The organism is Streptococcus cristatus, assembly GCF_008369405.1.
Classification (GTDB): domain Bacteria; phylum Bacillota; class Bacilli; order Lactobacillales; family Streptococcaceae; genus Streptococcus; species Streptococcus cristatus_G.
Map to the genome: position 1 here is coordinate 17,663 of NZ_VSJJ01000014.1, position 9,798 is coordinate 27,460.

General features: G+C 42.3%; 11 protein-coding genes. 2 read left to right on the plus strand and 9 right to left on the minus strand.

The window, feature by feature from the left end:
- Positions 1 to 69 precede the first annotated feature (69 nt).
- Positions 70 to 960: a helix-turn-helix domain-containing protein gene (locus tag FXF62_RS10135; RefSeq protein ID WP_149518634.1), complete on the plus strand. Its 891-nt coding sequence runs from the start codon at positions 70 to 72 to the stop codon at positions 958 to 960.
- A 174-nt stretch (positions 961 to 1,134) separates the two neighbouring features.
- Here the strand turns inward: FXF62_RS10135 and tig are convergent, their stop codons facing one another.
- The 5 genes from tig to truA all read right to left on the minus strand — a co-directional run bounded on the left by tig (position 1,135) and on the right by truA (position 5,394).
- Complete coding sequence (tig, locus tag FXF62_RS10140; RefSeq protein ID WP_149518635.1) at positions 1,135 to 2,418, minus strand: trigger factor; 1,284 nt, start codon at positions 2,416 to 2,418, stop codon at positions 1,135 to 1,137.
- A 427-nt stretch (positions 2,419 to 2,845) separates the two neighbouring features.
- Positions 2,846 to 3,409: a TIGR01440 family protein gene (locus FXF62_RS10150; RefSeq protein WP_148888645.1), complete on the minus strand. Its 564-nt coding sequence runs from the start codon at positions 3,407 to 3,409 to the stop codon at positions 2,846 to 2,848.
- A gap of 12 nt (positions 3,410 to 3,421) precedes the next feature.
- Positions 3,422 to 3,904, minus strand: a complete 483-nt coding sequence (locus FXF62_RS10155) for an ECF transporter S component (protein ID WP_149518636.1) — start codon at positions 3,902 to 3,904, stop codon at positions 3,422 to 3,424.
- Positions 3,894 to 4,655, minus strand: a complete 762-nt coding sequence (locus FXF62_RS10160) for a bifunctional hydroxymethylpyrimidine kinase/phosphomethylpyrimidine kinase (RefSeq protein WP_149518637.1) — start codon at positions 4,653 to 4,655, stop codon at positions 3,894 to 3,896. Before FXF62_RS10160 ends, FXF62_RS10155 begins: the two co-directional genes overlap by 11 nt.
- Entirely contained in the window at positions 4,645 to 5,394 is a 750-nt protein-coding gene (truA, locus tag FXF62_RS10165; protein ID WP_149518638.1) for a tRNA pseudouridine(38-40) synthase TruA, read from the minus strand. The genes FXF62_RS10160 and truA overlap by 11 nt, the downstream gene beginning before the upstream one ends.
- 184 nt (positions 5,395 to 5,578) lie before the next feature.
- On the opposite strand from truA, the gene FXF62_RS10170 reads away from it, so the two are divergent.
- Positions 5,579 to 5,983, plus strand: a complete 405-nt coding sequence (locus FXF62_RS10170; RefSeq protein ID WP_262881646.1) for an NUDIX hydrolase — start codon at positions 5,579 to 5,581, stop codon at positions 5,981 to 5,983.
- A 27-nt stretch (positions 5,984 to 6,010) separates the two neighbouring features.
- Here FXF62_RS10170 and FXF62_RS10175 read toward each other — a convergent pair whose 3' ends face one another.
- The 4 genes from FXF62_RS10175 to FXF62_RS10190 form a co-directional block, all read right to left on the minus strand.
- Positions 6,011 to 7,162, minus strand: a complete 1,152-nt coding sequence (locus FXF62_RS10175; protein ID WP_149518639.1) for an ABC transporter permease — start codon at positions 7,160 to 7,162, stop codon at positions 6,011 to 6,013.
- Positions 7,163 to 7,165: 3 nt separating this feature from the next.
- Positions 7,166 to 7,846 (minus strand): ABC transporter ATP-binding protein, encoded by a 681-nt coding sequence (locus FXF62_RS10180; RefSeq protein ID WP_149518640.1) that lies wholly within the window; start codon positions 7,844 to 7,846, stop codon positions 7,166 to 7,168.
- A complete protein-coding gene (locus FXF62_RS10185) occupies positions 7,839 to 8,420 on the minus strand; it encodes a TetR/AcrR family transcriptional regulator (protein WP_149518641.1) in 582 nt (193 codons plus the stop codon). Before FXF62_RS10185 ends, FXF62_RS10180 begins: the two co-directional genes overlap by 8 nt.
- A 307-nt stretch (positions 8,421 to 8,727) precedes the next feature.
- Positions 8,728 to 9,756 carry an acyl-CoA dehydrogenase family protein gene (locus FXF62_RS10190; RefSeq protein WP_262881647.1) on the minus strand — a complete coding sequence of 343 codons (1,029 nt, stop codon included), beginning with the start codon at positions 9,754 to 9,756 and terminating at the stop codon, positions 8,728 to 8,730.
- Between the last annotated feature and the right edge of the window lie 42 nt (positions 9,757 to 9,798).

Here is a 9,798-nt window from a genome sequence, read left to right on the forward strand (position 1 = left end):
ATTATATAATGTAGTCAGAATCATGTAGTATTGTTTTAACTTTTTTCAAGTTTTTTTGGAGATTATGATATGAGATATGATTTTGGAAAAGTTTATAAAGAAATTAGAAAGTCTAAAAACCTAACTCAGTCAGACGTCTGCGGTAATATACTGTCTCCTACAACACTCTCTAAAATAGAGAATGGACTTGTAGTTCCAAAGTATGAGAACATGGCTTTTTTACTTCAACAAATTAATATGAGCTTTGATGAATTTGATTATATTTGCAATCTTTACCATCCTAGCGAGCATACCCAACTATTAAATCAAATCAGCAATATCCATTCAATTAGTGGAGCAGGAGAACTCGAAACGATTTATAAAAAATGTGAATCTTATCTAAAAACTCATTGGGATATCTCTATCCAAAGATTGCACCAATCCTTGACAGTTATACTTCAAATCAGAAAGAATGGAATTTCAAACAGAGATAAGGTGACACAAGATATCGTTGACATTTTATGGAACGATCTAAAACACCATGACACATGGTACGCATCAGATTTCAACATTTTAAACTCCATTCTTTTTGTCCTTCCTACGGAGACTATTCTAGATACCACTCAATTAATTCTTCACAGACTAGAAAAATACTCTGATTTTCAAAATATCCTTCCCATAAAACTAGCCCTTCTATCAAATTTGTCTACCTTTTATTTTTATTATAAACACTTTCCGATGTGCAGTCATATTTGTTCGATGGTTATTAAAACAGCAAAATTACTTAAACGATATGATGCAATTGCATTTCATTCGGCCAGAATCGGAATTTGTGATGCTGATGAAGAACTAATACAAAAAAATCTTGAAATATTACGTTTACTAGAGGAGGATGAGTTATTAAAAATTATTGAAAACGAAATAGCTGCATTTCATGCTATTGAAGCATCAAACGAAATGGGTATTCCATGGATGTTGTGATATGAGCTCTATAATTTTTACAGTGGTTCACTCCTTGTAGGAATTGTAGAGCTTATTTTAATTTAGAGATTAGCTTTCCTATTTTTAAACTATCCCTCCAACATCAAAAAAGAGAGAACAAATCGTTCTCTCTTGTGCTTGCATTTGTCACCCACTAGGGCTGACTAGAAGCTATTATTTTACTTTAGCAGTGCTTGTGATGACTTCAACTGCTTTTTTAACAGCGATATCATGTTTAAGCATTTCTTCTGAAAGCAATTGGCGAACGCGGTCTGCTTCCATGTTGTAGTCTGTTGCCAATGAAGTGATTTCTGCTTCAACTTCTTCAGCGCTAGCTTCAAAGCCTTCTGCTTTCGCAACTGCTTCTACAACAAGGTTCGTCTTAGTGCGTGCTGCAGCATCTGCTTCATATTGTTTGTGAAGGTCTTCTTGAGTTGTACCAGTGATTTGGAAGTACATATCAGGAGAGATACCTTGACGTTGCATGTTGCCGAGGAATTCGTTCACAGCGCGATGAACTTCTTCGTGAATCATTTCTTCTGGAAGGTCAACGATTTCTGCATTTTCTACTGCAAGGTCAATCGCTGCTGCTTCAACTGCATCGTTGTAAGCTGCTTCTTTCGCTTCTGCTAATTCTTTACGGTATTTTTCTTTCAATTCAGCAAGAGTTTCAACTTCTTCGTCGATGTCTTTTGCAAGTTCATCATCAAGAGCTGGAACTTCTTTTTCTTTTACTTCATGAATTGTTGTAACGAATTTTGCTTCTTTACCAGCAAGGTCAGCTGCTTGGTAGTCTTCTGGGAAGGTTACAACAACGTCTACTGTTTCACCAGCTGAGTGACCAACCAATTGGTCTTCGAAGCCTGGGATGAATTGACCTGAACCAAGTCCAAGTGAGAAGTTATCGCCTTTTCCGCCGTCAAATTCAACACCGTCAACAGAGCCAACAAAGTCGATGACAACTGTATCACCTTCAGCTGCTGCTCCATCTTTCAGAACCAATTCAGCCAAGTTGTTGCGTTCACGCTCAATGCGCTCATCAACTTCAGCGTCAGTAACTTCCTTAGAAACTTCTACAGATACTTCAAGGTCTTTGTAAGCACCCAATTTCACTTCAGGTTTTGTCACAACTTCAGCAGTGATGACCCATTCTTGACCTTTTTCCATTGAAGTCACATCAATTTTTGGTTGTGCAACTACTTCAAGACCAGCTGCTTTTACAGCTGCTTCATAAGCTGCTGGAAGCAATGCATTCAAGACATCTTGATAAAGTGATTCTTCACCAAAACGTTGGTTGAAGACTGGACGAGGAATATGACCTTTACGGAAACCTGGTACAGCGATATTTTTCTTAACTGCATTAAAAGCACGATCCAAAGCAGGTTTGATTTGGTCTTGACCGATAGTAAAAGTCAATACACCACGATTTGTTTCTTTGTTTTCAAATGATACAGACATTCTGTCAGTTCTCCTTCAAATTTTTTGCATACAATCCATTATAACATAAGTAGCAGTTTTTTCAAGCGACACCTTCTATTTTTCGCCTTTTTCCCCTTTCATACGCTGAAATCTTAACCACTTTTTACTCTTTTTTGACCATTTGCCCAGCTCTCAGCAGACAATATTTTCCTATCACCGTGGATTTACCTTTCTCTCTAGTGCGAGAATCGACTAGCAAAATCTGCCATTTTGGAAAAGAGAGTGGGACAGAAATCGGTCATTCGTTAGAATTCGATTTCGTCGTCCCACCTCCGCACAGTTGAGTAGGGCTGTAAAAGCTGATGAAATCAGCGTAGTAGAGCCCACTCAACCACTGCGTCTTGCTCGACAATCCAAAGACAATTGAGAGGCTAGGACTTTTGTCCCAGCCTCTTCTCCTCTTCTACTAGGATTTCCGAATCCTATCTTCAATATAAGACGCTCTAGCTCCGCCAATTAACTTGGGACGACTGGCAAGGGCGGTAACGTGAGCCTGGCCCAAACTGCGCAGTTGAGGGCGAATCGGAACCTGAACATGCTTGACATGCATTCCGATTGACGTATCTCCCACATCCAAGCCAGCATGGGCTGTGATAAACTCAACCTCCACAGGATCTTTCATATAGTCAAAAGCCGCTAGCTGGCCACTCCCGCCTGCATGTAGGCTGGGCAGGACATTGACAATTTCTAGGTCTTTCTTTTCTGCCAATTCTCGCTCTACGACTAGGGCACGATTGAGGTGCTCGCAACCTTGAACGGCCAAGTAAATCCTCCGAGCTTGCAGGATATCTAACAGGGTCTTGACAATGACCTGACCGACTTCCCTACTGGAATGCTGGCCAATGTGTCCCCCCATGACTTCGCTAGAAGATAGACCTAGGACAAAAATATTTCCCTTGACCAAACCCGCCTTGTCCAAGACATCTGTAGCGATCTGTCTGGTCTCCTTTTCAAGCTTCTCTAAATCCATCTCTTACCTCACTTACTCTGGCTGAACGGCTCTTTTCAAGACAAGGGGAAAAGCTCTGTAAAGGGCATAGCCGACCACCAAACCAAAAATATTTTGCATGACATTGCCCCAAATAGCTGCGATAGCTGCACCTGGTCCACTCAAGATGCTACCAAAGAGAGCATAGCCGCCGACCATGGCAAGTCCAGCCAAGAACAAACCGATATAACGCTGCTTGCCAGTGAAGCCGGCAAAGTAGCCTTGAAGGCCATGGCAAATGAGGCTAAAGACCATCCACTGAGGATATCCCGCCACCAAGTCAATCAAGAGACCGGACAAGCCCCCAACCAAGGCTCCTTCCTTACGACCAAAATAAAATGCGGTAAAGTAAATCCCTGCATCTAGCAAGGTTAGAAAACCAGTGGGCGTCGGGATTTTAAAAAAGTTTCCTAAAACAATGGATAGGGCTGTAATGACAGCCAGCAAAGCGATTTTTCTTGTCTGATTATTTTTCATATTGAATAACTCCATACTGATCTGAGCGCTGGATAGCGCGGTAAACAAAATCTTTTGAATAGTTGACAGCTTCAAGAGGGGATTGACCTGCCAAAAGCTGACTAGCTATGCTAGAAGCGAAAGTACAGCCGGCTCCTGTATTATTATTTGGTAAAACAGGGCTTTCCAACAACACAAAGTCTCTGCCATCGTAAAATAAATCAAGGGCCCGATCTTGGCTGAAACGATTTCCTCCCTTGATCACGACATTTTGAGCTCCTAGTTCATGGAGGGTCACAGCCGCAGCCTTGAGATCATCCAAAGTCTTGATCTCCGACTGGGTCAAGATCTCTGCTTCTGGTAGATTGGGCGTGATAATGGTCGTATAAGGGAAAAATTTGATCAATTCATCTCGGAGAGCCGAAACTTCCACATCATGGGTTTCCTTGCAGACTAGGACAGGGTCTAGCACGACTGGTATGCCCGCTTGCTTTTTGATGAAGGCCAGGGCCTGATCTGCAATGGCAACCGTTGGTAACAAGCCCAACTTGATAGCCGAAAACGGCACATCTTTGAGCGAGGAGAGTTGCTGCGCAAAGACCTGCTCGTCGGTCGGAAGAACTTCAAAGCCCTTATCCGTCATAGCGGTCAAGCAAGTCACCGCTACAAATCCATGCAGGCCATGGACCGTATAAGTAGCCAGATCCGCATGAAGACCACCACCACTAAAAATATCATTGCCAGAGAGGGCTAAAATCAACTTATTCTTCATAAATAATCTCCTTTAGATAAAGACCATTAGGCGCTGCGGTTGGTCCAGCTAGCTGCCGATCTTTTTCTTCTAAAATCCGTTCGATTTGATTGACTGGCATCCGCTTGTTTCCAATCTTGAGCAGGGTTCCCACCATATTGCGGATTTGTTTATAGAGAAAGCCATTACCAGAAAAAGTAAAGACTAGAAAATTACGCTGCGCATCAAAAGTCAAACTAGCCTCTGTAATCGTACGAACCTTATTTTCCACACTGGTACCCGAGGCTGTAAAACCTGTAAAATCGTGCGTTCCCTCCAAGGCTTTAATGGCCTGCTCCATCAGAGAAATCTCCAAAGGATAGGGATAGTGGGTCGCATAATGGCGCATCATCGGATTTTTTGGTCGACCAATGTCCACCAGAAACTCATAGGTCTTGCTGTGCGGCTGGTAACGGGCATGAAAATCTTCCGTCACTTCCTCCACAGAAATGATATCAATATCTTCTGGCGTCTGGGTATCCAAGGCAAAACGCAGCTTTTCTTCATCTCTAGCCGATGGCAAATCAAAGTGAATAACCTGTCCAAGCGCATGGACGCCGCTATCGGTCCGACCAGCTCCGTGGATGACAATGGGCTGGCCTTTGTTGATACGAGTTAAGGTTTTTTCAATCTCTTCCTGAACGCTCCGAGCATGAGGCTGGCGCTGAAAGCCAGCAAAGTCATGTCCGTCGTAGGAAATAAGGGCTTTATAACGAGTCATGCCATTATTTTAACAGGAAAAAAAGCCTGTCGCAAGAGAGAAAGAATACAACTGTCTGGGTACAGAAAGTGTTGACAGAAAGCTCTAAATCAAGTAAACTAAAAAACGCAAGGAGGACACTATGGCAAAGGATATTTCTTATACCCAAGGGTAGGAGCGCTTTCGCTATCGGGCTGCTGCACTCATCATTGAGGAGGAAGCCCTCTGTGTCATATCTTCTCCTAGCGAAGACTATTTCTATTCAGTTGGAGGGGCAGTCAGATTTGGAGAGACCTCCAAAGAAGCTGTCCAGCGAGAAGTTTTCGAAGAAACAGGACAAAAGTATGAGATTGAAAAGCTAGCTTTTGTTCATGAAAATTTATTTTCCAACTCAACTGGCATCCTCAAAGGACTAGACTGTCATGAGATTTGCTTCTATTATCTGATGAAGCCGCATGGCAAGCAATTTGACTACCAGCATAACCAAGAACAAGTCTACTGGATTCCCCTGACAGACTTGGAAAACTACAAAGTTTTTCCAAAGGAAATCACGCACATCCTCCAGCACCTCCAGACAGGCATCCAGCATATCATCAGCAAAAAAGAATGAAGTGAATAGTCTCACTTCATTTTTTCTTTATTCTCCTAACATGACCTGCTTAATAGTAAGTTGATCTAACCTCCTGTTGGATAAATAGATTAAACTTTCATAGACTAAAACAAAGACTAGCAAAGTCATCAGGCAGACTCCAAAATCAAAATCATAGTCAACTTTCTGAGATATTGATTTTTCCATCAATCTGAGTAAAAGCTGCATAATTCCGTATTGATAGCCTGTTCCTAAGACGAAGCCCAAAAAAGCAAGAAAGCGGTAGGGAGCAAACAAACTCTTATGGCACTCATTTCTGCTATAACCAAAAACCTTCATAATAGCTAGGGTTTCTTGATTTTCCTGCAGGAGTACTCCCAGCGACAGATAGAGGATTGCTACTGACAGGACAGTACCGATTGACATCATCATTATCTGAATAGTTTCATCTGTCAATTCCTTCATGCCAAATGATAGTTGAATCATAGCTGAAAAGCACATAGATCCAAAAATGACAAAGAAAATTAATAATTTTCGAGACCAGAGCAGACTGGCAGAAAGGTCTTTTAAAAAGGGACGGTCTTTCCTTATTTTCTTTGTTGCTTTCCTTTTTGGTGGCTTTTGACTAGAGCTGACCCGCTTGAGCAAGTCTAGAGCAGGCAAACGTAGATAATAACTAGCGCAGAGAACGGCTAAAGCAGTAAAAGCTAGAGTCGGTAAAACAACGAGAAACAAGAATAGGGACCAATGTTGCATAATGGTGATTTCAGGCAAAACCCCGCTTTGATTACGCAACTGATAAAAATGCGGCATCATAGCAAAAGAAGAAAAATAGCCAACGCCTGTTCCCAAACCAACTGGAAGACTAAAAATCCAAAACTTTCGGCTAATTTCCCAGTTTTTATAGCCCATAGCCTTTAAAATTCCTAATTCTGGCTTATGCTGGTCAATAAATTGCCGAATGTAAAAGAAGAGGAGGAGCATCGATGTCAGGGATAAAACAGCTCCGCTAACTGATGCAATTAACCAAGAGATAGCAACTTGAGCATCATAAGCAGCTTGAATCTCAGGCAACCAATTTGTTTGATCTAGTAAACTGATATCCAGATAAAAATTTAAAAATAGATTGCTCACAAATACCGCACAAAAGCTAATAACTGATACAACGACTAATCTATACAAATCTTTTATTGAAAACATAGCTTACCATCCAATCTCATAGGCCGTTTTGGGCTGGCTATTTGTCTCTATGCTTTGGATCTGGCCGCTATTGATATGGACAACAGTCTTAGCCATCTGAGCAATATTTGTATTGTGTGTCACCATAACCAGCGTAAAGCCTAGCTCTTCTTGAAGACTTGAAATATAGGCCAGAATCTGACGACCTGTTGCTTCGTCCAAAGCTCCAGTCGGCTCATCCAAAAAGAGGACGCGAGGTCTTTTGGCTAGGGCTCGTGCAATAGCCACTCGCTGTTGCTCACCTCCTGAAAGCTGACTTGGATAATATTGAAGTTTATCACCTAAACCTAAAGCCTCCAAAATTTGGACATAATCTTGATTACCTGCTAAGTTGGCACCCATTTTGACATTTTGCTCCACTGTGAGATTTGGAAGCAAAAAATACTGCTGGAAAATAAAGGCAATCTGCGCTCGGCGAAAAGCCGTCAACTGACCTTCTGTCAGCTGAGATAAATCTTCCTCACCAAAGTACACATGACCACTGTCTGGTTTTTCTAGGCCTGATAAAACATTGAGCAAGGTTGACTTCCCAGAGCCAGAAGCTCCCAAAATGACCAAGTAATCTCGATCAGCAATCTCCAAGTTGATGCCTTTCAAGACTTCTCTTCCGTTGTAGGACTTGCAAATTTCCTTTAATCTAATCATTCTTGTTTCCTTTCATTTCCTTTAGGAGGGCAGTAAATACTTGCGTCAAACGTTCTGTCACTTCCTCCTGACTAAAAGAATAAATACCCGATGCTATCATGCTAGCCAAACCATGAGAATAGATAAACAAATGCTGATACACGAACTCTGCACTTTCTATGTGCATGGGATAATCCTCCACAATCGACTCTAATATCTGCTGATAACTATGGTCTTTCTGAGGTAAAAAGTCCTTGAAAGACTCAATGGGGTGCTTGTGAGGATTTAGATATAGAATTTTAAAAAGCTGAGGCTCCTGACTAGCAAAAAGGATATAAGCCATACCAACTGCTCTGAAAGGCTTGGCCCGCTCCAAAGCCGAACGAATATATTGGACTAGGACAAACTCAGCTGCCCGAACAACCGAATGACTTAAATCCTCCATATTTTCAAACTGACCGAAAATAACCTTAGGACTAGACTGTAAACGTTCAGCCAGAGAACGAGCAGTCAAACCAGCTAAGCCGACTTCTCTGACAATCCCTAGAGCTGCTTGAATAATCTCATCACGAGTAAATTTATTTTTAGGTGGCATAGAAACTCCTTTTGAGAACAACTGTTGCGCAACGGTTGTTTCTTTAATTATAATATCACATAAAACATTAAAAAACAAGTAAAAAAGAAGCCTCTCGGCTTCGATTTTTTAGTATTTTCTAAAATATTGATAGCTCTCTTCCAAAAGTTTCTCAATAGAAAGTTTAGAAAGCTCTGCTCATTCGCCACTGATTTCTTGCTTGACTGTAACTAAGACCCCACTCTGCTTAAAAAACTTGCTCAAGATGAGTTTGTCAAAGTCACCTGTCTGCAAAAGCTCATGTTAAGTGGCTTTCATCTCCTCTAATTCACGAAACTTCTAAAATATGCCGCAGCTGGACTGCACTCGGTGAGACAATGGGAAGAAAAGCTCCTTCGTTCCAACGGCGGATAAAGCCTGAAGTCGAATTACTCAAATATCCTCTACCTCCACTAGCCTGCAACTCCAAGAGCAGACTTTGGGCCACCACATCAACTATATCAATTCGCAGCTGGAAGAGCTCCTTAGGACGTTCAACAAAATAACCAGGCTGGAGAAGACCTCTATAGAGCTGATCCTGGATTTCAGTCAGAGCAGCCACTTGCTCCTCCCACTCCTCTCTCAAAATGGAGCGAACTGACAGATTGGCTTCGACCTCTGCCAAAGACTTCTCTGCTAGGCCAAGAGCCAGACCAAACTGATAACCTAGAAAAGCTGGGCGATTTTCTGCCAAAAAGGCCTGGGCATCTTGAGCGAGAATCCATTCCTCTTGCAAAGGCACATGGTTAAAGGTCAGGGCAGCTGTATTTCCCCCTTGCAAGGATACAAACTCTAAATCCGCTGAACGGGAGAAATTCTCAGCATCAGACGGTACAGCCAAAACCAGCGGCTGGCGGCTCCCGTCTTCGAAACCGGCAACAAATATGCTGAGGAAGCGATCCGCACGAGCATTGGTTACCCAAGGCAGACGTCCCTTCAGATAAAGCTGCCCATCTTCTTCCACAATAGAGACATTTAATTCCTCTAGGTCCGACAGGAATTTAACGGCATTGGACAGGGCTATCGCACCTGCATATTCCCCTGACAAGAGCCCTTCCAAATAGTGGTTTCTAAAGTAGGGATTAGGAGATTTTAAAATGTTATCAATAAAGGTTCTTTGGCCCCAAGAGATAAAGGAAGCTGTTAAGGAATGGTGAGCCAGCTCCTTGAGCACTTCAATCACATCCGTATCATTGCCACCTCGGCCTCCCAGCTCTTCTGGAACGCCAACCCGAAAGGCTCCTTCTACGGCGATACGCTCAATCAGTTGATTGCCAGCTGCACAGGATTCTTTTCTACCATTTGTCAAGTCTGTCAAGGCTTTAAGTGAAAAATGAGATAAGACAGTAGCTATTCCGAG

Excerpts from the sequence above, each read along its gene's own strand:
- FXF62_RS10135 (WP_149518634.1), top strand. The coding sequence starts at position 70 with ATGAGATATGATTTTGGAAAAGTTTATAAAGAAATTAGAAAGTCTAAA.
- tig (WP_149518635.1), bottom strand. The coding sequence starts at position 2,418 with ATGTCTGTATCATTTGAAAACAAAGAAACAAATCGTGGTGTATTGACT.
- FXF62_RS10150 (WP_148888645.1), bottom strand. The coding sequence starts at position 3,409 with ATGGATTTAGAGAAGCTTGAAAAGGAGACCAGACAGATCGCTACAGAT.
- FXF62_RS10155 (WP_149518636.1), bottom strand. The coding sequence starts at position 3,904 with ATGAAAAATAATCAGACAAGAAAAATCGCTTTGCTGGCTGTCATTACA.
- FXF62_RS10160 (WP_149518637.1), bottom strand. The coding sequence starts at position 4,655 with ATGAAGAATAAGTTGATTTTAGCCCTCTCTGGCAATGATATTTTTAGT.
- truA (WP_149518638.1), bottom strand. The coding sequence starts at position 5,394 with ATGACTCGTTATAAAGCCCTTATTTCCTACGACGGACATGACTTTGCT.
- FXF62_RS10175 (WP_149518639.1), bottom strand. The coding sequence starts at position 7,162 with ATGTTTTCAATAAAAGATTTGTATAGATTAGTCGTTGTATCAGTTATT.
- FXF62_RS10180 (WP_149518640.1), bottom strand. The coding sequence starts at position 7,846 with ATGATTAGATTAAAGGAAATTTGCAAGTCCTACAACGGAAGAGAAGTC.
- FXF62_RS10185 (WP_149518641.1), bottom strand. The coding sequence starts at position 8,420 with ATGCCACCTAAAAATAAATTTACTCGTGATGAGATTATTCAAGCAGCT.